This window comes from Parvibaculum sp. (genome assembly GCF_030651915.1).
Lineage (GTDB): Bacteria > Pseudomonadota > Alphaproteobacteria > Parvibaculales > Parvibaculaceae > Parvibaculum.
Genome location: NZ_JAUSBV010000006.1, coordinates 15190 through 35002, shown reverse-complemented (window position 1 = coordinate 35002; position 19813 = coordinate 15190). Strand labels below are relative to the sequence as shown.

24 protein-coding genes and 1 tRNA gene are annotated in these 19813 nt (G+C 62.9%); 6 read left to right on the top strand and 19 right to left on the bottom strand.

Features of this window, described 5'->3' with window-relative positions:
* Positions 1–4 precede the first annotated feature (4 nt).
* The 4 genes from fliF to Q7V31_RS10275 form a co-directional block, all read right to left on the bottom strand.
* Complete coding sequence (gene fliF, locus Q7V31_RS10290) at positions 5–1675, bottom strand: flagellar basal-body MS-ring/collar protein FliF (RefSeq protein ID WP_304734035.1); 1671 nt, start codon at positions 1673–1675, stop codon at positions 5–7.
* A 298-nt stretch (positions 1676–1973) separates the two neighbouring features.
* A complete protein-coding gene (locus Q7V31_RS10285) occupies positions 1974–2249 on the bottom strand; it encodes a DUF1153 domain-containing protein (RefSeq protein ID WP_304734034.1) in 276 nt (91 codons plus the stop codon).
* A gap of 131 nt (positions 2250–2380) precedes the next feature.
* Complete coding sequence (locus Q7V31_RS10280) at positions 2381–3061, bottom strand: flagellar hook assembly protein FlgD (RefSeq protein WP_304734033.1); 681 nt, start codon at positions 3059–3061, stop codon at positions 2381–2383.
* 18 nt (positions 3062–3079) lie between these two features.
* On the bottom strand, positions 3080–4558 hold the full coding sequence (locus Q7V31_RS10275; protein WP_304734032.1) for a flagellar hook-length control protein FliK: 1479 nt from the start codon (positions 4556–4558) through the stop codon (positions 3080–3082).
* Positions 4559–4831: 273 nt separating this feature from the next.
* Between Q7V31_RS10275 and mnmA the strand changes: the two genes are divergently transcribed.
* The 4 genes from mnmA to Q7V31_RS10255 all read left to right on the top strand — a co-directional run bounded on the left by mnmA (position 4832) and on the right by Q7V31_RS10255 (position 7434).
* Positions 4832–6076 (top strand): tRNA 2-thiouridine(34) synthase MnmA, encoded by a 1245-nt coding sequence (gene mnmA, locus Q7V31_RS10270; protein ID WP_304734030.1) that lies wholly within the window; start codon positions 4832–4834, stop codon positions 6074–6076.
* A gap of 83 nt (positions 6077–6159) precedes the next feature.
* Positions 6160–6849, top strand: a complete 690-nt coding sequence (locus tag Q7V31_RS10265; protein ID WP_304734029.1) for a class I SAM-dependent methyltransferase — start codon at positions 6160–6162, stop codon at positions 6847–6849.
* Between the two features lie 99 nt (positions 6850–6948).
* A tRNA-Met gene (locus tag Q7V31_RS10260) sits at positions 6949–7025 on the top strand.
* 163 nt (positions 7026–7188) lie between these two features.
* A complete protein-coding gene (locus Q7V31_RS10255) occupies positions 7189–7434 on the top strand; it encodes a hypothetical protein (protein WP_304734027.1) in 246 nt (81 codons plus the stop codon).
* Between the two features lie 129 nt (positions 7435–7563).
* Here the strand turns inward: Q7V31_RS10255 and Q7V31_RS10250 are convergent, their stop codons facing one another.
* Genes Q7V31_RS10250 through Q7V31_RS10240 form a run of 3 tightly spaced genes read right to left on the bottom strand, consistent with a single transcriptional unit; the run spans position 7564 to position 8709 of the window.
* Entirely contained in the window at positions 7564–8226 is a 663-nt protein-coding gene (locus Q7V31_RS10250) for an RluA family pseudouridine synthase (protein WP_304734026.1), read from the bottom strand.
* 7 nt (positions 8227–8233) lie between these two features.
* The gene (locus Q7V31_RS10245; RefSeq protein WP_304734025.1) at positions 8234–8455 is read right to left on the bottom strand and encodes a SlyX family protein; all 222 of its coding nucleotides are present in this window, start codon (positions 8453–8455) and stop codon (positions 8234–8236) included.
* A complete protein-coding gene (locus tag Q7V31_RS10240; RefSeq protein WP_304734024.1) occupies positions 8452–8709 on the bottom strand; it encodes a GIY-YIG nuclease family protein in 258 nt (85 codons plus the stop codon). Before Q7V31_RS10240 ends, Q7V31_RS10245 begins: the two co-directional genes overlap by 4 nt.
* 129 nt (positions 8710–8838) lie before the next feature.
* Between Q7V31_RS10240 and Q7V31_RS10235 the strand changes: the two genes are divergently transcribed.
* Positions 8839–9441 (top strand): exopolysaccharide biosynthesis protein, encoded by a 603-nt coding sequence (locus Q7V31_RS10235; protein ID WP_304734023.1) that lies wholly within the window; start codon positions 8839–8841, stop codon positions 9439–9441.
* A gap of 13 nt (positions 9442–9454) precedes the next feature.
* Here Q7V31_RS10235 and Q7V31_RS10230 read toward each other — a convergent pair whose 3' ends face one another.
* On the bottom strand, positions 9455–10081 hold the full coding sequence (locus Q7V31_RS10230) for a glutathione S-transferase family protein (protein ID WP_304734022.1): 627 nt from the start codon (positions 10079–10081) through the stop codon (positions 9455–9457).
* Between the two features lie 149 nt (positions 10082–10230).
* On the opposite strand from Q7V31_RS10230, the gene Q7V31_RS10225 reads away from it, so the two are divergent.
* Positions 10231–10374 (top strand): hypothetical protein, encoded by a 144-nt coding sequence (locus Q7V31_RS10225; RefSeq protein ID WP_304734020.1) that lies wholly within the window; start codon positions 10231–10233, stop codon positions 10372–10374.
* Between the two features lie 99 nt (positions 10375–10473).
* Here the strand turns inward: Q7V31_RS10225 and Q7V31_RS10220 are convergent, their stop codons facing one another.
* The 11 genes from Q7V31_RS10220 to Q7V31_RS10170 all read right to left on the bottom strand — a co-directional run bounded on the left by Q7V31_RS10220 (position 10474) and on the right by Q7V31_RS10170 (position 19796).
* Positions 10474–10677, bottom strand: a complete 204-nt coding sequence (locus Q7V31_RS10220; RefSeq protein WP_304734018.1) for a cold-shock protein — start codon at positions 10675–10677, stop codon at positions 10474–10476.
* Between the two features lie 232 nt (positions 10678–10909).
* Positions 10910–11359: a hypothetical protein gene (locus tag Q7V31_RS10215; RefSeq protein ID WP_304734016.1), complete on the bottom strand. Its 450-nt coding sequence runs from the start codon at positions 11357–11359 to the stop codon at positions 10910–10912.
* Entirely contained in the window at positions 11356–11592 is a 237-nt protein-coding gene (locus Q7V31_RS10210) for an AMP nucleosidase (RefSeq protein WP_304734015.1), read from the bottom strand. The genes Q7V31_RS10215 and Q7V31_RS10210 overlap by 4 nt, the downstream gene beginning before the upstream one ends.
* Positions 11593–11702: 110 nt before the next feature.
* Complete coding sequence (locus tag Q7V31_RS10205) at positions 11703–12674, bottom strand: nickel/cobalt transporter (protein WP_304734014.1); 972 nt, start codon at positions 12672–12674, stop codon at positions 11703–11705.
* Positions 12671–13390 (bottom strand): DUF1007 family protein, encoded by a 720-nt coding sequence (locus tag Q7V31_RS10200; protein WP_304734013.1) that lies wholly within the window; start codon positions 13388–13390, stop codon positions 12671–12673. Before Q7V31_RS10200 ends, Q7V31_RS10205 begins: the two co-directional genes overlap by 4 nt.
* A gap of 31 nt (positions 13391–13421) precedes the next feature.
* The gene (locus Q7V31_RS10195) at positions 13422–14561 is read right to left on the bottom strand and encodes an acyl-CoA dehydrogenase family protein (RefSeq protein ID WP_304734012.1); all 1140 of its coding nucleotides are present in this window, start codon (positions 14559–14561) and stop codon (positions 13422–13424) included.
* A gap of 82 nt (positions 14562–14643) precedes the next feature.
* Complete coding sequence (locus Q7V31_RS10190; protein ID WP_304734010.1) at positions 14644–15840, bottom strand: acyl-CoA dehydrogenase family protein; 1197 nt, start codon at positions 15838–15840, stop codon at positions 14644–14646.
* 116 nt (positions 15841–15956) lie between these two features.
* On the bottom strand, positions 15957–16436 hold the full coding sequence (locus Q7V31_RS10185; RefSeq protein WP_304734009.1) for a nuclear transport factor 2 family protein: 480 nt from the start codon (positions 16434–16436) through the stop codon (positions 15957–15959).
* 21 nt (positions 16437–16457) lie between these two features.
* The gene (locus Q7V31_RS10180; RefSeq protein WP_304734008.1) at positions 16458–18068 is read right to left on the bottom strand and encodes an acyl-CoA synthetase; all 1611 of its coding nucleotides are present in this window, start codon (positions 18066–18068) and stop codon (positions 16458–16460) included.
* 125 nt (positions 18069–18193) lie between these two features.
* Positions 18194–19084 carry a serine protease gene (locus tag Q7V31_RS10175; protein WP_304734007.1) on the bottom strand — a complete coding sequence of 297 codons (891 nt, stop codon included), beginning with the start codon at positions 19082–19084 and terminating at the stop codon, positions 18194–18196.
* Positions 19085–19142: 58 nt separating this feature from the next.
* On the bottom strand, positions 19143–19796 hold the full coding sequence (locus tag Q7V31_RS10170; protein WP_304734005.1) for a hypothetical protein: 654 nt from the start codon (positions 19794–19796) through the stop codon (positions 19143–19145).
* Positions 19797–19813: the final 17 nt, after the last annotated feature.

The following is a 19813-nucleotide window of genomic DNA, read 5'->3' as shown; positions in this document are numbered from 1 at the left end:
GTCCTCAAGCACTCTCGTGCAGCCAGCTGCGCAGGATCGAAATGGATTCGTCGGGGTGGCCGGTCACGAGTTCGCCGATTTTCCGAACCGAGGATTGCTTGACCTTGCCTGAGACCTGAGCGATGTCGATCATCATATTTTCGTTCGACTGCTCGGGCGCGGGCAGGGCGCCGGCCGAGGCGTTGCCGTCTTCGTCGCCCGCCATTCCCAAGGCAACAGTTTGTGCGCCCGCTGAACCGGCCAGAGCGTACCCGCCCGATACGCGACCCGACGCGCTGGCGAGCCGCGTCATGAGCGGCCGAAAGACGAACAACATCGCAACGATGGCAAGTATGGCGACAACGGCCATTTCAACGATGCGCATAACGTCCGAGCCCGTCAGGTTCATAAAACCCGTCTCGATTGGCTCTTCGGCGCCTGCATCAAGAATTGGTGCGGCGGCAAACTGGAGATTCACGATTTCGACATGGTCGCCGCGAGCGGTGTCATATCCCATCGCGGACTTGACCAGCGCTTCAATTTTCTGAAGTTCCCCTTCGGATCTGGGGGCATAGATTGTGTTGCCTTCTGCATCCGACGTATAGGAGCCGTCGACGAGGACCGCAACCGAAAGGCGCGTGACGCGGCCCGGCTCGAGAACCTCTGTTTTTGTCGTGCGCGAAATCTCGTAGTTGATTGTCTCCTCGCTTCGTGTTGCCGCCTGTCGCGAAGCTGAAGTGCCTTCTTGTCCTGCCTGGTTGGCGTTCGGCAGATTGTTGCCTACTGTAACGCCATCATTGCCGGCGCCGTCCGCGCTGGTGGACGTGTCTTCGACGGATTGTGTCGAGCGCGCAACCTGGCCATTAGGATCGAAAGTGTCGGATGTTTGTGTAACGCGGTTGTAGTCCATCTGTGCTGTCACTTCGACGCGCACCTTGTCGATACCGACCACACGCTGGACGATGTTTTCAACATATGTCCGCAAGCGGTTCTCATATGTCGAGCGACGTTCTTCGACCGACGACGCCATCATTGACTGACTGTCGTCTCCTGTGCCGCTGGCGAGCAATGTGCCGCGTTCGTCGACGATCGAAACGCGCGAAGGCGCCAAGCCGTCAACGGCCGAAGAGACGAGGTACTGGATTGCCTTGACCTGCTGCGTTGCCAGTGTGTTGCGTGACACCTTGAGTACGATCGAGGCTGTCGGCTCGCGCCGGTCGCGGGAAAAGAGTTCGCGCTCGGGAAGGACAAGATGGACGCGTGCAGCGTCGATCCCGTCGATCGAACGGATGGTGCGCGCGAGTTCACCTTCAAGCGCACGCAAATGATTGATGTTCTGCAGGAAACTTGTTGTTCCGAGCGCGTCGGCGTTGTCAAAGATTTCATAGCCCACCGTTCCGCCCGCGGGCAGACCTTGTTCGGCGAGTGACATGCGCAGACGGAGCACCTGACTCTGCGGCACATAGATCATGCTACCGTCGCCGCGCAGTTCGTAGGGCACCTTCAGGACATCGAGCGCGCCGATCATTTTCGACGCATCTTCGACCGCGACGTCGGCGAACAGGAGCGCTTTGGGCTCGCTGCTGTAACGCATACCGATATAGGCGAAGAAGCCCAGCAACACCGCCGCCACGAGGCCGAGCGTCAAGAGACGCACCAATCCCAAGGATTGCAGAAGATTCGAGAAGCCGCTCACCAACCCACCTCATGTGTCAGCGCGCGAGTGCAGGTCCGTTTCCTGGATCAACATCCACGCCAGACATCAGGTGAGCCGCAAATTCTTTGCCCTCAGAACTCCGAGCCCCCATTGGCCCAATCGGAGTTCCCCGTGCCACAGGGCAAAATTTACCGCCTGCAGCCTAAACAGAAGCTTAATGCGCCCGGCAATTTTTGCCGGGCTCGCCATTGAGGTGGGAACAAAAGGAGAAGGGCGCCGGCGGAGGGAGGTTCCGCTGGCGCCCTGAAGACAGCAAGTACGCAGATACAAATCTATCTTACTGCCTGTACTGCTGAACTCTGGTCGCGCGCAACCCGGCCAAGCCGTGGCGCTCGATCGAGCGCTGCCAGCTCAGAAACTCCTCGAGCGTCAGGGTGTACCGGCGGCAGGCATCGTCAAGGCTGATGAGGCCGCCGCGGACAGCTGCGACGACTTCGGCCTTGCGCCGTATTACCCACCGCTTCGTGTCGGGCGGCGGAAGGTCGGCAACGGTGAGCGGGCTCCCGTCGGGGCCGATCACATAGTTGACCTTTGATGTCTGCTGCTCACTCATCGAACATTCGTCTCCGTGCTCTTCGCTGACCTTCAGCCTATGCCGGACAGTCTTTAAAAACGGATAAGCGTCGTGGTAAAAATTGTCGGAAATCAAAGGCTTAGCTGTTTCATTGCGGGACGTGCGGCGGGTCAGATCGGCGTAACTGGCTGTTTTACGGAGGTGACCTGGGAATATCGGATTTGAGCGCCATTAACCGTGAGCAGCGGATCCGTGCTGGTGAGGTCGATTGCCGTAACGATGCCGGTGGTTCGTGTATCGGCCGCGACCGGTGCGCCGTTCGCGGTGTTGGCGACAATCTTGAGGAAGTAGGTGCCGGCGGGCTGCTCAACGCCGTTGCCGTTCTTGCCGTCCCAACTGAACTGGTGGTCGCCCTTGGCGGCATCCATTTTTTCGGTGTAGACGGTCGCTCCGTCCGCATTGATCACCTGGAGCGTGGTGTCCGGCGCGTCGTCTGCGACGGCAAAGCTCCAGTTGGCCGCGCCATCTTTCAGCAGCGCGCCGGTGCCGGATCCCGTCACCTCCTTGCCAAGCAGCGAGACCGAGAGGTTTGAGTTCTGGAGCGAATAGGCGGTGATGAGCGTTTCCAGATTGCGATTGGTCTGGATCGACTGTTCGACACCCGACATCTGGACAAGTTGTTGGGTAAACTGGTCGGAGCTCATCGGATTGGTGGGATCCTGATGTTTCAATTGGGTGGTCAGAAGGCGCAGGAAGGTATCGAAGTTCCCCGCCAGTGCAGCAGAAGCCGTCGACGATTTGTTGCCACCTGTTGCGGCTTGTACGGCAGCTGAGGCTGAGGCGATGTCCATGGCGGGTGTCCTTCTGCGTTAAACGCGAATGTCGATGCCGCCGGTGGCGGAGAGGTTGACGTTGTAGACGGACGTCGTTGCCGCCTCGGCGTCATCGAGGCCATCGCCGTTCCGGTCGTCGCCGGCAATGTCGCGGCCTTCTTGATCGCCGTTCTGGTCGCGCAGCGAGAAGTTGAGGCTGTTCTCGTCGGCGTCCAGGCCGGCATTGTTCAATGCCTGCTGAAGGGCACGCGCGTCGCGTTGCAGCAGTTCGAGTGTTTCCGGCTTTTCGACTGTCAGGTGCGCCATGACATGGCCATCCCGGCGCACTTCCATGCGCACGTCGATGCGACCCATCTCCGGGGGGTCCAGACGAATGTCGAAGCGGTTGACACCCTTCTGGAGATTGCGTGCGATCTGTAATGCGATCGCCATTGCAGGGAGTTGCGTCGGCTGGGACTGCCCGGGCAGCGTGCCAATACGCACCGTTGCTGCACCGCCTGCCGGTTGGGTGCTGGTTGGCAATTCGCCACCGCGCGGCGTGGGCTGTGCTTCGGCCTGCGCAACATTGAGGGGTGCGGCTTGTTGTGGTGTCCCGACGCCGCGCGGCGCCTGGGGCGATGTTGCGCCCTGAGGGACGGAATTTGCCGACGCGACCGCCTGCTTTGCGTCGCTTTTCTTGTCCGCAAGCACTTCCGCGGCTTCCTGGCCGAGGCCTTTGAGTGGCTTGGCTGCTGCGACAATCGCCGGCGCTGTAGCGGTCCCGGCATCGAGCGCCGAGCCAGCTGGCGCGGCGTCGGTGGCCACTTGCTGCGGAGCGGCCGCCTGCGGCTGCGGCGCGTCGACGGGTGCTTTGGCCCCGAGCGCGGCCTGCGGTGTGTCGTTGCTGCCGGCTGTCCCGGATGCCGGTGTTTGCTGCGCGGCACCAACGGACGGAACGGTCGGCGTCAATGTGCCGGATTTGTCGCTATTCGCGTGAGCGACTTGGAGCGCGTTGTCGATGTCGACTCCGGGTGCGGCGACGGCCGTCGCCGCGGGCACTTCAAGTGCGACGGCTTCGATGTCGAAGGCCGGGCTCTCGATGGTGGGATCGATTGAGGATTCTGCCGTTTCGGCTTTGGCTTCGTCCTCTGTTGCAGGCGTCGGCTGGTCGCTGTCTAAATCCTCCGGCGCCGGTGTGGTGTTGTCAATTGCGGCGAGGAGTTCGCTGGTGCCCGTAGACTCTGGCGCGTTTACGCTGCTTTCGACGGGCTGATTGCCGCTCGCGTCCGTTTCTCGTGTTGCTTCGCGGTCGCGCACATCGTCGTCGCGGCGATTGTATTCGGCGGCAGCGGGGCGCTCCCGCCGTTCCGCTGCGCGGTCCTCACGGCGTGCCGGCTCATTCAGGCGGCCACTGTCGGCCAGATGGCGTGCGAACTCGCCTGCGGCCGCGTTGGTCGAAACGCGGATCGAGTCCGGATGGATCGAGAGCGGATCGGTGGATTTCGTTCGCGGCGTGGCTGAAGTGGGCAAGTCCATGCTGTCACCTGGTTACAGAGAAAGGCTCGCGCCAAAGGAAGCAAGCGGCGGGCCATGCGACTTTCTGGAATAAGTTCAATTATTTCATGGGGTTGTGCTTTGGCAGGGTTGACCTGTGACGGCTTGAACCCGATATTCGCTGCCGGTTCGGCAGATTTTGCCGGGTCCATGCGGTGGCGCCAGCGCGATTGCTTGCGACGCATGGGCGCCCGCCTATAGTGCGGCCGTGCGAGAGGCGTCTATTGGCGTCCATCAGTCAGGAGAGACCGGGCGATGCCCGGCGCGACACCCATGCGTCCTCTATTCAACGAAAAGAGTGGGCTCAACAACCTCGATCTGCCGGGTCGGCCGGAAGAGACGCGGGTTGTTGTCGCCATGTCGGGTGGCGTTGACAGTTCCGTTACGGCGGCTCTGCTCAAGGAACAAGGCTACGACGTCGTTGGCATTACCATGCAGCTCTACGATCACGGTGCCGCCGTGACGCGCAAGGGTGCCTGTTGTGCGGGTCAGGATATCCACGACGCGCGACGCGTTGCCGAGCAGATCGGTATTCCCCACTATGTGCTCGATTATGAGGATCGCTTCCGCCGCGCCGTGATGGAGGATTTCGCCGATTCCTATGTGGCCGGCGAGACGCCGATCCCTTGCGTGCGCTGCAACGAGCGCGTCAAATTTCGTGATCTTCTCGATACGGCGCGGGACCTCGGTGCGGCAGCGCTGGCAACCGGGCATTACATCGCGAGCCGTCCCGGTGTGGCGGGGCGGGAGCTGCATCGCCCGACGGATACCGATCGCGACCAGAGCTATTTTCTTTTCACGACGACGCGGGAGCAGCTCGATTTTCTGCGGTTTCCGCTGGGCGATCTCACCAAGCCTGAAGCGCGGGCAATGGCCGAACACATGGGCCTCGTGGTTGCCGCGAAGCCGGACAGTCAGGACATCTGCTTCGTGCCGTCGGGGCGCTACACGACCATTGTCGAGCGGCTGCGTCCCGGTTCCGCCGATCCAGGCGATATTGTGCATCTCGACGGGCGTGTTCTTGGTCGGCATGAGGGGATCGTTCGCTACACGATCGGTCAGCGCCGTGGACTGGGCCTCGGCGCCAGCGAACCCGACAGTGAGCCGCTTTTTGTTGTGAAGCTCGACCCGGCGCGCCGCCAGGTGATTGTCGGTCCCCGCGAAGCGCTTGAGACGCGCTGGCTGACCTTGCGCGATCTCAACTGGCTGGGGGACACGGCTTTTGAGCAGCTGCCAGAGGCGGGCGTTGAGGTGTCGGTCAAGGTCAGATCGACGCGGCCGCCGGTGGCAGCGCGCCTTCGGCGCACGGCAGAGGGCGCATCGGTCGAACTGCTTGAAGGCGAGGATGGCGTGGCGCCAGGGCAGGCTTGCGTCTTCTACGATCCGGCTGGTGGTACACGGGTGCTTGGCGGTGGTTGGATCGCGCGGGCGGAGAGCCGCTGGCAAGCGAGCGCCGCGGCGCACGAATTGGAACGTTTTGCCGCTGGGACCGCATTTTAGCCGTATTCGGTCCAGATATAGTGTTGCGCGCATGGCGGCATTGCCCGCAGAGTGGGCGTGTACAATTCGAGGGGTAAGCTGCTTTGAGCGGGATCGTCCGGATAGACGAACAGTCGGTATTGAAAGCCTATGCGCGTTGGGCACCGGTCTATGATTTTTCCTTCGGCCCGATCGCCGATTCAGGCCGCAAACGCGCCATTGACATCATCAATCGCCGTGAAGGGTCGCTGCTTGAAGTCGGCGTCGGCACGGGCGTGGCGCTGCCGCGCTATGCGCCGCATCTCGCCATTACAGGCATCGATCTTTCACCGGACATGCTGCGGATCGCGCGCCAGCGTGTCCGTGAGCGCGGTTTGACCAATATCGACGCACTCTACGAAATGGATGCGTCCGAACTCCGGTTTGACGATGCTTCCTTCGATACCGTCGTTGCAATGTACGTGATGACCGTGGTGCCGGATCCAATCCAGGTGCTGAAAGAGCTTGAACGTGTCTGCGCGCCGGGCGGTGAGGTCCTTATCGTCAACCATTTCGCGCAGGATCACGGGGTGCGCGGCTGGATCGAGAGTTTCATGGCGCCGGCGGCGCGTGCGCTTGGCTGGCACCCGGATTTCCGCGCCGAGACGATTACCGACATTGCGACGCTGGAGCTTGTCGAAACCGTCAAGCTGAAGCCCTTCGGTCTCTTCACGATGCTGCGATTTCACAAGCCTGAGGCCACAAATCCGGCGACGGATGCAGCAGCGTCGCAGGCTGGGCTGCCCGCTATCTGATGCAGCGGCGGCCCTTGCTTGACAGGCCTTCGTTGCGGCCCTTATATCCGGTTCTCTTTCGGGGGCGCGGCGGTTTCGATCCGTCTTCCGATGCCTTGGGGCGGAGTAGCTCAGCTGGTTAGAGCAGCGGAATCATAATCCGCGTGTCGGGGGTTCGAGTCCCTCCTCCGCTACCAAATTGCCTTTAAAATCAAATACTTGATCCATCGACGCTCATGCCGCGGCGTTGGCGGCGTTCCGGCACGGGTTCTGCAGCGAGAGGGCCAAGAGCCCTTTTGGGGCGCGGAATGTCGTCGCTTCTGTGCCGAAATGGCGCGAGCGTGTAACAGGATGGAGCAAATGAAGATCCTTCTTTCCCGGACCGGATTGACGTTGGGTGCGATCGTGGCAGTCGTTGCGGCACTTGCGCTTTATGCGTTTGTGGGCGCCTCGTCGGCCTATGCCTGCAACGTCAACCACAACATCAATTCGAATTTCAATTCGAACTTCAATTTCAACAGCAATACCAACGTCAACGGCAATTCGAACTCGAATTCGAACAGCAATTCGACGACGACCAGCCTGCGGGTCAGCGTCACCGGCTGACAGCGGACCCCCCCTCTGTCACAAAACTGTCATAAGACTGTCACAAAAGCCGGAAGCGGGTCGCACCACCGCTTCCGGCTTTTGCTATCAGGGCGGGGATAAAGCGGGGATAAGTGCCTTGCGGCAGCCCTAGAAGGGGCAGGGGTCGCGGAAGGTGCAAATGCGGCCGTCGGCCGGGTGGCGGATCGTCAGTTCCAGTGCATGAAGTTGCAACCGGTCAGCCGCCGCCAGTGCCCTTTCGTGCGCGTAGAAATTGTCGCCGAGCACGGGATGGCCGAGGCTCAGCATATGGACGCGCAGTTGATGCGAACGACCCGTCAGCGGGCGGAGCATCAGGCGCGTCGCCTGCGCCTCGCGCTCCATCACCATCCATTCCGTCTGCGCCGGCCGGCCGTTCTCGCGGTCGATCATCTGTTTCGGCCGGTTGGGCCAGTCGCAGGCGATCGGGGCGTCAACACAACCCTGCTCGCCGTCGATCTCGCCCCAGACGCGCGCGATATAGGTTTTCAACGTCATGCGCCGTTCGAACTGCAGACCGAGGTGGCGCTGCGCTTTCGGATTTCGCGCCATCAGCATGATGCCGGATGTGTCCCGGTCGAGACGATGGACGAGCAGCGCGCCGGGGTTTGCGTCGCGCGCCCGGCGCTCCAGGCAATCGGCCAGCGCCGGCGTCTTGCCGGGAACCGATAGCAACCCGCTCGGCTTCGAGAGGACCAGCAGATCGTCGTCGCGATGGAGCACCGTCAGATGCGGGTCCGTCGGCGGGGCGTGGTGAAAGGGGGCGGGTTGCATCGGCCGGTCAATAGTGCGGCGGCGGGGGCTCGACGCCATCCGGGCTTTCGGTACGCTCTTCGACGGCTTGCATGCGACCGCCAAGGGCACCGAGACGGCGGGTCAGGTCGTCGATGGCCTGCCATTGCCGGGCAACGAGCCCGTTCAACTCCTCGATCTCGTGTTCGCGGTGGGCGAGGCGGGCTTCCAGCATATCGATCCGTTCACTGAGATATTTTACATCGGTCATCGTTGTGCCTTGCCGACCAGTTTCCGTTTTTCCGACGCGCTCAGCTTCTTGATCGCGTATTCCGCCTTCGACGCCTCGGAGCGATTGGCAAAGGCCTCGACCATCGCCAGCCGAACCGGCGGATAGCTGCGTGTGAATTTCGCCCCCCGTCCCTCGGCATGAACCTTGTAGCGCGCCTCCGGGTCGAGCGCGATGCCGGTGTAGAGCCGGCCGCCGGCACATTCCAGAATATAAAGATACCAGGGCTTGCTCATGGGCATTTCCGTTGGCGCCCCGAGGCGCGGCGCGGTTGTCAAATGCCATAATGGCGCAGTGACGGCCTGCGTCAAAAGGTGTTAGATGCGCTCCGGCCCAGGGAAGGCAGTCCATTCGATGAGACATCGATGAAGCATAGAAGAAGCGGCGCACTGCGCGGGCTCGCCCAGGTCGGCACCCGCAAGAAGCCGAACGGCAGCACCTTGGGCGAAGTGCTGGAATCGCTCGGCGACCGCAGCTTCGGCTGGGGCTTTGTGCTGGTCGGTCTCATCAACATGTTGCCGCTGCCGCCAGGCGCCAATCTCTTTCTCGGACTGCCTGCCATCTTCATCGCCGCCCAGATGGCGCTCGGCCGTCCGGCGCTTTGGCTGCCCGACCTGATCTCGAAGCGATTGTTCGCCCGCAAGCGCTGGCGGGCCGGTGCGCTGAAGGCGCTGCCGCTTGCCCGGCCGCTGTCGCGCATCATGCGCATGCGCATGCCGGGCGTCTTCCGTGGTCCGGCCGAGCGGCCGCTTGGTGTGCTGCTGCTCGCGACCGCGCTGGTGCTGTGCATGCCGGTGCCCTTCACGGGCTGGCTGCCGGCCATCTCGCTTTTCGTGGTGGGTCTCGGCCTGGTCGAACATGACGGGCTTGTGGTCGGCATTGGCGCCAGTGTCGCCAGCGCGGCGATCGGCGTTGCCGCGTTTGTCATCGCCGCGATCTGGTTCGGGCTCAACTACGCGGCGCAGTAGACCGCGCGCGGCATCAGCCGCCCAGATCGTACTGACCGCCACGCTCGACGCCGCGCTTGTAGGCGGGGCGGGCGTGGATTGCGTCGAGATAGCGGTTGAGGTTGGTGTAAGGCTTCATCAAGCCGAGCGAGCGCGCGGCCTCCAGCACAAAGACAATCTGGAAATCGGCGCCGGTCAGCGCGTCGCCGACGAAAAAGTCCTTCTTGCCCAGCGCCTTGTCCATATAGCCGAAGTGATTGGCGATCTCGCTTTCGATGCGCGGGCGCAGCGGCGCCGCCGCCTCGCCAAGGCGCATGGTATAGAGCGTCAGCATGACCGGGAGCATGGCCGAACCTTCTGCGTAATGCATCCAGTGCAGCCAGGGTACGAAGTCGGCGGCGTTCTCCGCCGGCATGAATTTCCCCTTGCCGTATTTGCGGATCAGATATTCGACAATGGCGCCCGATTCAGCGATCGGTGTGCCGTTATCGGTGATGACCGGCGACTTGCCGAGCGGGTGGATTTTCGTCAACTCGCCGGGTGCGAGATTGGTGGTTGCGTCGCGCTTGTAGCTGGCGATTTCGTAGTCGAGGCCGAGCTCCTCCAGCAGCCAGAGGATGCGCTGGGAGCGCGAATTGTTCAGGTGATGGACCGTGATCATTCGGGAGGCCTTTCAGAAGGAGTGGATGCGCACCATATTCAGCAGGCGTTGTGTCGTGGCGCGGCTTATGGTTGGCTACGCAGGCATACGCACCGATTCCGGCGCGGGCTGTTCGCGCTGCGATCACGCGTTTCAACAGGAGGTCGATTTTGGCCAAAGGTCAGAAGAAGAGCAATCGCGAAGCCAAGAAGCCGAAGGCGGACAAGAACAAGAAAAAGGGTGCCGCCGCACCGGCTTCGCCTTTCGCCGCGCCCAGCAAGGCAGCGCCGGCAGGCAAGGGCGGCAAGAAGTAGCATTGAAGTCCGGCCGGTCTCCAATCTGGCCGGATCATGCTGCAAACGAAAATGGCCGGGCGCGAAGCCCGGCCATCCGATCCATCGAAGGATAAAGCCTCACGCCACAGTCAGGTTGGCAGCGGACGTTTTGCCTTTTTCGGTCACGAGTTCGTAGTTGACCTTCTGGCCTTCGTTCAGCGTGCTGAGGCCAGCGCGCTCCACTGCGCTGATGTGAACGAACACATCACGGCCGCCATCGGACGGCTGAATGAAGCCGTAGCCCTTCTGGCCGTTGAACCACTTCACGATACCTGTCGCCATCTCTTCGTCTCCTCAAACGCATTTGCATGCGTCAATAACCGCGCGCCCGTCGCGCGGCGTCGTACAACCTGATCTTTTGGGAGTCTTGAAAGGGCCCGAAGGGCGGATCAGCCAAGCCAGGCCAAAATGTCGATTGCGCGATCAGACAACAGGATTAGCGACTTCAAGTCAACGGGTTTGTCCGGCGCCGGAGGCCAAGGAACGGCGGAACTCCGCCGAAAATAAGCAGATTTCAGGTGCGCCGGTCGAGCTTTGCCTGCAGCGCATCGAGCGCCCGGTCGATCGCATCCTTGGCATTTGCGGTCACGCCGCCGCGCTCATATTGGCGTTTTACCAGGTCTTCGATGCGGGCCAGAAGAACGTCGATGCTCTCGCCATCACGCTTCTGCGCAAAAGGCGGCACCGGAATGCGGTCTGCATCTCCGTATTTGTCGAGCCAGTCCTCGACACGGCGCGCGGCATGGAGGACGCCATAAAACTGGCGCCCGGTGTCGCCGTCACGATTGAAAAGGGAAATGACCGCCGCCCCGAGCGAAATCGGGACGAGCGTGAGGTCCTTGATGTTGTCGAGAACCAGCTTGCCCTGAAAAACGGCGACGTCGCGGAAAAGCGTCCAGCGATCGATCCTTGTGCCACCGGGGGCGGGTTCGCCATCCGCCCTGTCGAAGGGCGGCCTGGTCACTTCTCGATGCCCTTGCGGACAAAGGTGACAGCGTAAAAGGCTTCGCCGTCGAAAAGCTCTTTCGGCGCGCCAAGCCCTTCGATCATCTGGAACTTGCGTTGCACGATCTGGCCTTCCATGCGGTAGCCCTTCTCGCTCATGTTCCGGCGGTGGAACTCCATTGCGGCGGGGGTGAAGTCGCGCGCGAGAACGGTGATGCGCTCGGGCTGGTCGCTGGTCTTGTCGTCGGCCATCGCTTGTCTCTAGCTCGTTTATCTGTCTTCAGGGGAGCGCGCGCGGTGCGCAGCGCGGTTTTCGGGGGCAGTATGGGGCGGGGGGCGAGGCTTGTCGATAGGCCGGGAAGTCAGAAAAGGGGCTGACGCGGCAGCGTGAAAGAGCCCACCAGCAGGAACAGTCCAAAGAGCAGAATGAAAGCGCCGCCGGCAATGCGCAGGGTGCGTTCCAGACGCAGCGTCCAGGGGCTGTCGATCTTGCCGGCAAGGCGGAGGGCGCCGTTTTTCGAGGCGACCGTCAGCAGCGCCAGGCCCGAAACCGTGATCGCCGTTCCGACCGACATGGCAAAGGCCGACAAGGCACCGATGTGAAAGGCGCCCTGCGTCACCGAGAAAAGCAGCACCAGTATCGCGCCGCTGCAGGGACGCAAGCCAACCGACAGGATTACCGCGATCATGCCTTTCAGGCCGCGCACGCCGCGAATCTCCTTGGGTGCCGGCAGATGCGCGTGTCCAGGATCGTGGTCATGCGCGTGATCATGGTGGTGGTGATGGGCGGGCCGGAAGGCGCGCCACAGGAGCCAGGCGCCGACACCGGCGATCAGCAGGAAACTTGCCCGTTCGACAATCGGCACGATATCGGCGGTGGCGCGCTGCGTCATACCGAGCGCGACGGCGAGGATGCCGACCACAAGGATTGCCGTCACGGCCTGCGCAAAAGCCGACAGAAAGGCGATCAGGATGCCGCGTTTCAGGTCGCGCTCGTCGGCCAGCAGCCATGAGGTGACGATCACCTTGCCGTGGCCGGGACCGGCGGCATGGAAGACGCCGTAAAGGAAGGAGATCGAAACGAGACCCCAGGCGGCGGCCAGCGAGCCTTGAAGATTGACGGCGCGGAATGCACCGGCCAAGGCGCGATAATATTCCTGCTGCATGGCCATGATGGAGCGCATCAGCCCGGCCACGAAGCCGGGCTCTGGCGGCGGGGCTTCGCCGCCGGGCATGGCGAAAGGGCTTTGGGCCAGTGCCGGCAGCTGCAGGGCCAGCAGCACGGCCAGAATCGTCAATGCCGCCAGCGCGACTTTGCGCGGCGCGCCGGTCACGACGCCATCCGGCAGGTCAGTGTCGCGGTGGCGGCGAACATTGCGCCGAATTGCGTCCCGGTGCCGGCGGTGAAGGCGGTCTCGGGCAGTGTCGTCCAGACGTTCTCGACATTCGGGATCTCGATCTCGGCCGTGCAGCGATCGGCCGCCGCACCGGCAAGGCGCACGGTGTCTTTTTCGACATAGTCGATCGAAATGTAATAGGTCGGATCGTAGACACGGAATTTTGCCGGCGCTTCCACCGTGGCGGGGCGCGGGTCTTCAAGGTCGAGGGTGAAGGTCAGGGTCAGACGCCCGCTTTTCTCGTTCCAGGTCGAATGTGCGTCGCGCGGTTCGCCGAACTTCGCGGTTTCGCCTCCCTGCGTGATTTCCGTGAAATAGTTCCACTCCGCAAGATTGGTCATATTGACCACGGTCAGGGCCGCCAGGTCTTCGGGTTTGTAGTCGCCGCCGGGTTTTTCGAGACCGTCGAGGGCGAAGGCCGAATAGAACTCGTCGAAAATCCAGCTGACGGTGACGGCGGTCAAACGACCCTCGTCATCGACATGGGCTTCCGTTTTCAAGTCGATCCAGACATGGGGATGGGCCGCAGCGGGGCCGGTAAAAACGGCACCCGCCAGAAATGCAGCGACAATCGGCAGAATACGCGCTGCCAAACCGAACCGGGACTTCAACATCGTCGAGCCGACCTTCGCGGTAGACTTGTGAGCAGACATCCGGGGGGTTGCCCGGATGTCCGCAGGATCGTCAGTAACCTTCCAGAGAAGCATAACGGTCGCGGTGGAAATTTCCGTCGCCGAAACTTGCCGCTGCGACGCGGGCCCGCTTCATGAAGAGCCCGACATCGAATTGATCGGTCATGCCCATGCCGCCATGCATCTGAAGGCCCTCATTGGTCATCAGCGTCGCAATATCGGAAAGGCGTGCCTTGGCGAGGCTGGCGACCAGCGGCACATCGTTGCGCCGCGCCTCGATCGCCGACAGCGCGTCGAGCACGACCGAACGGGACAGCTCGATTTCGGCGAAGAGAACGGCCATACGGTGCTGAAGCGCCTGGAAAGAACCGATGACCTTGCCGAACTGCTTGCGCTCTTTCAGATAGGCGAGCGTTGTATCGAAAACTTCCTGCACCAGCCCCAGCATTTCGGCCGAGAGACCGATGCGGGCGATGTCGAGCACCTGTTCCAGCACGTCGATGCCGCCATCGATCGAGCCGAGAACAGCGGTGGACGGCACGGCGACGTTGTCGAAGGCAATATCGGCCGCGTTGCGGTTGTCGACCATCAAGGTGCGGGTGATCTTGACCCCCTCCGCCTTCGGATCGACCAGAAAGAGCGTGATGCCGGTGCGATCGTTGTCGTTGCCACCGGTGCGCGCCGCGACGATGAGCTGGCCGGCGACATGGCCATCGAGAACGAAGGTCTTCCTGCCGGAAATCCGGAAGGCCTGACCGTCGGCCGTCGCGCGGGTCGCGATGCGTGTCGGATTGTGGTGGGGCCCCTCTTCGAGCGCCAGCGCCATGATGCGTTCGCCGGCCGCAATGGCCGGGAGAATTTCCTGACGCTGCGTTGCGTTGCCGGCGAGTTGCACGGCCGAGCCGCAAAGCAGCACCGTGGAAACGAGCGGACTTGCCGCCAGCGTGCGGCCAGATTGCTCAAGCACAAGGCCGAGACCGACGGGGCCGAAATCGGTGCCGCCGTATTTTTCGGAAATCATGATACCGGCGAAGCCGAGATCGGCCATTTCCTTCCAGACCGCACGGTCAAAACCGTCGGCGTCCTTCGTGTCGCGCAGCTTGCGCAGATTGGCGACCGGAACGCGCTCCTGAAAGAACTGCGTTGCGGTGTCGCGCAGGAGCTGCTGCTCCTCGGTGAGTACTAGTGCCATCGCGTTTCCATGTCTTTATTCTGTTTCTGTGAAAAGGCGGAGGCGCGCCAGCGGGCGCGCCCCAAACGGATTGTCGCGCGCGTCAGTCCGGCAGACCGAGGACACGCTTCGACACGACGTTGAGCTGAACTTCGCTGGTGCCGCCCTCGATCGAATTGCCCTTGGAGCGCAGCCAGGAGCGGGTGACGGTGATTTCGTCGCCGGTGAAACCTTCGCCTTCCCAGCCCAGGCCTTTCGTGCCCATGATTTCGAGCAGCAGTTCGAAGCGGCGCTTGTTGAGCTCGGTGCCGTAATATTTGAAAATCGACGAGGCGGCGCCGGGGCCCTGGCCGGCTTTTGCTTCCTCGGCAGAACGCTGCATGGTCAGCGCGAAGGCCTTGCCGTCCATCTTCTGGCGGGTGATATGGTCGCGCAGCGACGGGCTGGCGACGCGGCCGTTCTGCTCGCCGTAATAGTCCTTGGCCGCCTGTTCGAGACCGCCGAGACCGGCGCCGGAGCCCGCGCCGCCGAGGCCCATGCCCGAAATCATTTCACGCTCGTGCTGCAGCAGGCGCTTGGCGATGGTCCAACCCTTGTTGAGTTCGCCGACGAGGTTTCCCTTCGGCACTTTCACGTCGGTGAAGAAGGTTTCGCAGAAAGGCGAGGCGCCAGAGATCATCGAAATCGGCCGGGCCTCGACGCCGGGCGTCGCCATGTCGAAAAGCAGGAAGCTGATGCCGTCGTGCTTTTTGGTGGGATCGGTGCGGACCAGGCAGAAGATCCAGTCGGCCTTGTCGGCATAGGAGGTCCAGATTTTCTGGCCGTTGACGAGGTAGTGATCGCCCTTGTCCTCGCATTTGGTCTGGAGGCCGGCGAGGTCCGAGCCCGCACCCGGCTCCGAATAGCCCTGGCACCAGCGGATTTCACCGCGGACGATTTTCGGCAGGTGTTCTTTCTTCTGTTCCTCATTGGCGAATTCGAGCAGGGCCGGCCCGAGCATCCAGATACCGAAGCTCGACAGGGCCGGCCTTGCCTTGATGCGGCGCAGCTCCTGCTGGAGGATCTGGTTTTCGTCTTTCGAGAGACCGCCGCCGCCATAGGCCGCCGGCCAGGTGGGCGCCGTCCAGCCGCGCTCGGCCATGCGGTCGAGCCAGAGCTTGGCTTCGGGGTTTTCGTATTTGGCATTGCGGCCGCCCCAGACGGTCTCGTCCTCGGAGGTCATCGGCGTCCGCATCGAGGGCGGGCAGTTGGCTTCCAGCCAGGTTCGGGTTTCCTGACGGAATTTTTCCAGCGCATCCATGGAAATCTCTTTCTTGAGGGTTCGATTTCGATTGGCGACAGCATAGCAACCGGCCCCGGCGAGGCAACCGGCATCGGCGGGTAGGAGAGGCGGCTTTTAAGGGTAAATGCGGGCGTTCAGGGCTTCAGGTAGCGGGCGACCTCGGGGCGTTCGCGGAGCTGGCGCGCCCATTTGCGCAGCACGCCGGCAAGGCGGGGCTCCTCGACACCGAGTTGCGCCATGGCGACGCCGCCATTGACGCTTTCACGATAGTCGGCGATCAGGCCGTCGCGCAGTTCGAAGCGGCTCATGCCGTCGATGACGACCTGATTGCCTTCATATTGCGGGAGCGTCGAGACAAATTTCGACAGCGACCATGCATAACCCAGATTGCCGTTACAGACCGGGTCGATCATGCGCCAGTCATAGTCGCGGGCGTCGCGGTGGAAGAGCTCTTCCAGCATATGGGCGATTTCGGCCCGGCCCTTGTGATCGCCATAGATGTAGTCGTGATAGACGCCATCTTCGGTAAAGCATTCGGCAAAAGCCTTGCCGTCGCCGGCCGTGGCGGCGGCGGAGAAGCGCGCCAGCAGGTTCGAAAATTCATCCGGCGTCATTGCGCTTCTCCGTTTTCGCGTTCAGGCGGCGCCGAGTTCGCGCTTGGCAAACTCGGTGACGGTCTTGTAGTCGGCCTTGCCGTTCGGGGCACGGAAGGGGACCGTGCCGATCAGAATGCGCTTCGGCGTCTTGTAGCCGGCAAGTGCGGCGCGGACATGGGCGCGCAGGGCTTCCTCGTCGAAGGACGCGCCGTTGTTGAGCTTGACGACGCCGGTGACCGACTGACCCCATTTCTCGTCGGGCAGGCCGACGACGAGTGCGTCCTCGATCGAGGGGTGCCGCTTCAGCACTTCCTCGACCTCTTCGGGGTAGACCTTCTCGCCGGCGGTGTTGATGCAGGCCGAGCCGCGGCCCAGCAGCGTCAACGTGCCGTCGGCTTCGACTGTGCACCAGTCGCCCGGAATTGCATAACGCGCACCACGCACCGTCTTGAAGGTGCGGGCGCTCTTTTCGGGGTCCTTGTAGTAGCCGACCGGGATCGGCGCGCCGAGCGCAATGAAACCCGGTGTCTTCGAACCCGGCTCGATCAACTCGTCGTTCTCGTCGAAGACCTTGCAGCGTTCGCCGATCTGGAATTTCGCGGTGGCGATCTCGCCGTCCTTCGTCATCAGCGAGGAACCGAGGCCGACCGCTTCGGAGGCGCCGAAGCTGTCGGTCATGATCGCGTTCGGCATGTATTGCAGCAGGCCGCGTTTTACTTCGGTCGACCACATGACGCCGGACGAGATGATGGTGACGATCGAGGAGAGATCGTATTTGCCGGGCGCTTCTTCCAGCGCGCGCAGCATGGGCTTGGCAAAGGCGTCGCCGACGATGGCGACCTGCTGGACCTTGTTGCGGTCGACTTCCGCCCAGAGCTCGTGCGGGTCGAGCGAGTGGTTGTCGAGGGTGACGACGCAGCCGCCCGAGACCATGTTGCCGAGCGCGGTCAGAAGGCCGGTGCCATGCATCAGCGGGCAGGCGGGGATCATCGGGCCGGCGGGGCCGACCGTCTTGATCGCCTCGACCAGCGCGGGCAGGGATTCCGGGACGGGCCCAAGGCGGCGCAGCGCCGCGAGCTGCACTTCGCGCAGATCGTCGTGACGCCACATCACGCCTTTCGGCATGCCGGTGGTGCCGCCGGTATAGATGAAGAGCATGTCGTCGGGCGAGCGCTCGATGTCGAGCGGGGCGCCATCGCCGGTGTTCGCCAGCGTTTCGTAGCGCTCGGCGAAGGGCGCGATGTCGCCGCCGTCATTGACTTCGATGAAGGTCTTGACCTTGGTCAGGCGCGGGCGGATTTCCTCGATGGTGTCGCGAAACTCGCTGCCATAGACGACGGTCTGCGCGTCCGAATTGTCGAAGATGTAGAAGACTTCATCGGGCTTGTAGCGGTAGTTGACGTTGACATGGGTCAGGCGCGATTTGAAACCGGCGGCCAGCAGCTCGATATATTCCGGGCGGTTGCGCATGTAGAAAGCCAGCTTGTCGCCAGGCTTTGCGCCGCGTTCGATCATGGCGCGGCCGAGATTGTTGGTGCGCTTCGTCGTTTCGCCCCAGGTGATGCGGCGGGCCCCATGAACGAAGGCCGGCGCGTCCTTGGGCAGCGCGGGCGAAATGGCGTCGAGAATGTCGCCGAAATTCCAAGGCATGTTTTCCCTCCCGGAAAGCGTGTTCTGGCGGCCCCCCGGCGCGGTGGCCGGGCGGGGCCAATTCTTTTGCGGACAATATAGGGAGGAAATGGCGGGCGGTCATCCGGCGTCGCGGTGCCGCAGCGTCAGCAGGGAAGGGCCGGCGACTCGTCCCGGCTGGCAACGAGACATCTGGCGGTGACGCCGGTCGTGCCCGCGCGCAGCAGGCGGTCGATGGCCCGTTTGAACTGACCGTCGACGCGGATCGCCACATTGGGGTTGAGGCTGCCGCTATAGGCACGGCCGGAGGTGTGGGTGATGGCGTTGGAGGCCCATGAATTGACGCCGATCATGTAGTTGACGCCGTCCTCGCGCAAAATGAGCGGTCCGCCCGACCAGCCCGGCATCATGTCGCAATCGTGATTGACGACGCGAGGGTCGAAACGGTTGAGATGGGAGCTGAACTTGCGTTCCGGGCCGCAGTTCTCGGACATCTGCAAAGGCCCGCGCTCGCCATTGTGGCCGGCAAGGATGAAACGGGCGCCGGATTCGCGGCGTTCGACAGCGGCGTCCTCGTCGACGACGCGGGGTTCGATGCGGTCGAGCTCGTCGTCAAGGCGGCGGTCGAGCACGGCGACCGCCCAGTCGTTGTGCCAGTCGCGGTCGCGGTAGGGCGTGTGGCTGCCGCTTTCGATGTAGAGGATGCGCGCGCCGGGACCGTCCATGCGTTGCGGCCTGAATTCGCAATCGGTCAGGCGGCCGCGCGGGCCGATGAAGACATGCGCGGCGGTGACGATGACATCGTAGTCGCGTTGGTCGGGCAGATGCGACGAGGCGATCAGCACGCCGGTCGGCCGGCGCGTCGTGCCGGCGCAGACGATGACGCCGACGCCGCTGAGGCCGTCTTCCGGCCGGATGTCGCGGCGGTCGTCGACGCCGAAGATATTGGCGTCGGCGGCACCGGCCGCCAGCAGCAGCAAGGCGCCAAGTGCAACGGCTCCTGCCTTGGGCCTGCCTCTGCCGTTCGTCGCAACCATGCGGCGCCTCCGGGGCTTCAGGCCCTGCGAAGGTCAGAATAGCACAGGCGACGCTGCGTCAACGAACAAGAGCTTGTGATCGGGCGCGGCGGCGGGCGATCCAGGCGGCGATGCGAAGCCCCAGCGCCAGAATGCCGAGGCCGGCGGTAATGGCGAAGATTACCTTGGGCTCCGGCGGCGTCTCGCTGGCGAGGCGGCCGATATAGGAATTCATGAAAATCAGCCAGACATAGGCGATGCCGGTGAGATGCAGGCGGCGCCAGACCTTGGGGCCGAGCGTCTTCACCGACCAGTCGTTGGAGGTCAGCGCCATCAGCGCGATCAAAACATAGGCGCCGCCGCCGCCGATGATGGTGACCAGGTCCGGCGCTTCGCCGATGGCGATGAAAAACGAGGTCAGGGCACCCAGATGGATGAAATGGGCAAGGGCGAAGGAAAGCCCGAGATAGCGGCGGTTGCGCTTCAGCCAGCGCGTCGTGGCGGACGGGAAAAGCTGCGCCAGCGCACCGGCGGCAAAGACCACGACGAAGATCAGAAAGGCGAAGCGGGCGGTGTAGCGGGTGATGTGGACGAGGCCTTCGCTGCCGGTGCCCCAGACGGCGAGGCTGCCGAGCGCGATGGCGGCGGCGACGCCGAGGACGGCGGCAAAGAGCCACCAGGGGATGCGCCGGCCGCGCGCCGGCGCCACGCCTTCAACCGCTCGATCGGTCATCGTTTCGCTCCCGAATT

Excerpts from the sequence above, each read along its gene's own strand:
- Q7V31_RS10285 (WP_304734034.1), bottom strand. The coding sequence starts at position 2,249 with ATGAGTGAGCAGCAGACATCAAAGGTCAACTATGTGATCGGCCCCGAC.
- Q7V31_RS10280 (WP_304734033.1), bottom strand. The coding sequence starts at position 3,061 with ATGGACATCGCCTCAGCCTCAGCTGCCGTACAAGCCGCAACAGGTGGC.
- Q7V31_RS10275 (WP_304734032.1), bottom strand. The coding sequence starts at position 4,558 with ATGGACTTGCCCACTTCAGCCACGCCGCGAACGAAATCCACCGATCCG.
- mnmA (WP_304734030.1), top strand. The coding sequence starts at position 4,832 with ATGCCCGGCGCGACACCCATGCGTCCTCTATTCAACGAAAAGAGTGGG.
- Q7V31_RS10255 (WP_304734027.1), top strand. The coding sequence starts at position 7,189 with ATGAAGATCCTTCTTTCCCGGACCGGATTGACGTTGGGTGCGATCGTG.
- Q7V31_RS10250 (WP_304734026.1), bottom strand. The coding sequence starts at position 8,226 with ATGCAACCCGCCCCCTTTCACCACGCCCCGCCGACGGACCCGCATCTG.
- Q7V31_RS10245 (WP_304734025.1), bottom strand. The coding sequence starts at position 8,455 with ATGACCGATGTAAAATATCTCAGTGAACGGATCGATATGCTGGAAGCC.
- Q7V31_RS10240 (WP_304734024.1), bottom strand. The coding sequence starts at position 8,709 with ATGAGCAAGCCCTGGTATCTTTATATTCTGGAATGTGCCGGCGGCCGG.
- Q7V31_RS10235 (WP_304734023.1), top strand. The coding sequence starts at position 8,839 with ATGAAGCATAGAAGAAGCGGCGCACTGCGCGGGCTCGCCCAGGTCGGC.
- Q7V31_RS10230 (WP_304734022.1), bottom strand. The coding sequence starts at position 10,081 with ATGATCACGGTCCATCACCTGAACAATTCGCGCTCCCAGCGCATCCTC.
- Q7V31_RS10220 (WP_304734018.1), bottom strand. The coding sequence starts at position 10,677 with ATGGCGACAGGTATCGTGAAGTGGTTCAACGGCCAGAAGGGCTACGGC.
- Q7V31_RS10210 (WP_304734015.1), bottom strand. The coding sequence starts at position 11,592 with ATGGCCGACGACAAGACCAGCGACCAGCCCGAGCGCATCACCGTTCTC.
- Q7V31_RS10200 (WP_304734013.1), bottom strand. The coding sequence starts at position 13,390 with ATGTCTGCTCACAAGTCTACCGCGAAGGTCGGCTCGACGATGTTGAAG.
- Q7V31_RS10195 (WP_304734012.1), bottom strand. The coding sequence starts at position 14,561 with ATGGCACTAGTACTCACCGAGGAGCAGCAGCTCCTGCGCGACACCGCA.
- Q7V31_RS10190 (WP_304734010.1), bottom strand. The coding sequence starts at position 15,840 with ATGGATGCGCTGGAAAAATTCCGTCAGGAAACCCGAACCTGGCTGGAA.
- Q7V31_RS10185 (WP_304734009.1), bottom strand. The coding sequence starts at position 16,436 with ATGACGCCGGATGAATTTTCGAACCTGCTGGCGCGCTTCTCCGCCGCC.
- Q7V31_RS10180 (WP_304734008.1), bottom strand. The coding sequence starts at position 18,068 with ATGCCTTGGAATTTCGGCGACATTCTCGACGCCATTTCGCCCGCGCTG.
- Q7V31_RS10175 (WP_304734007.1), bottom strand. The coding sequence starts at position 19,084 with ATGGTTGCGACGAACGGCAGAGGCAGGCCCAAGGCAGGAGCCGTTGCA.
- Q7V31_RS10170 (WP_304734005.1), bottom strand. The coding sequence starts at position 19,796 with ATGACCGATCGAGCGGTTGAAGGCGTGGCGCCGGCGCGCGGCCGGCGC.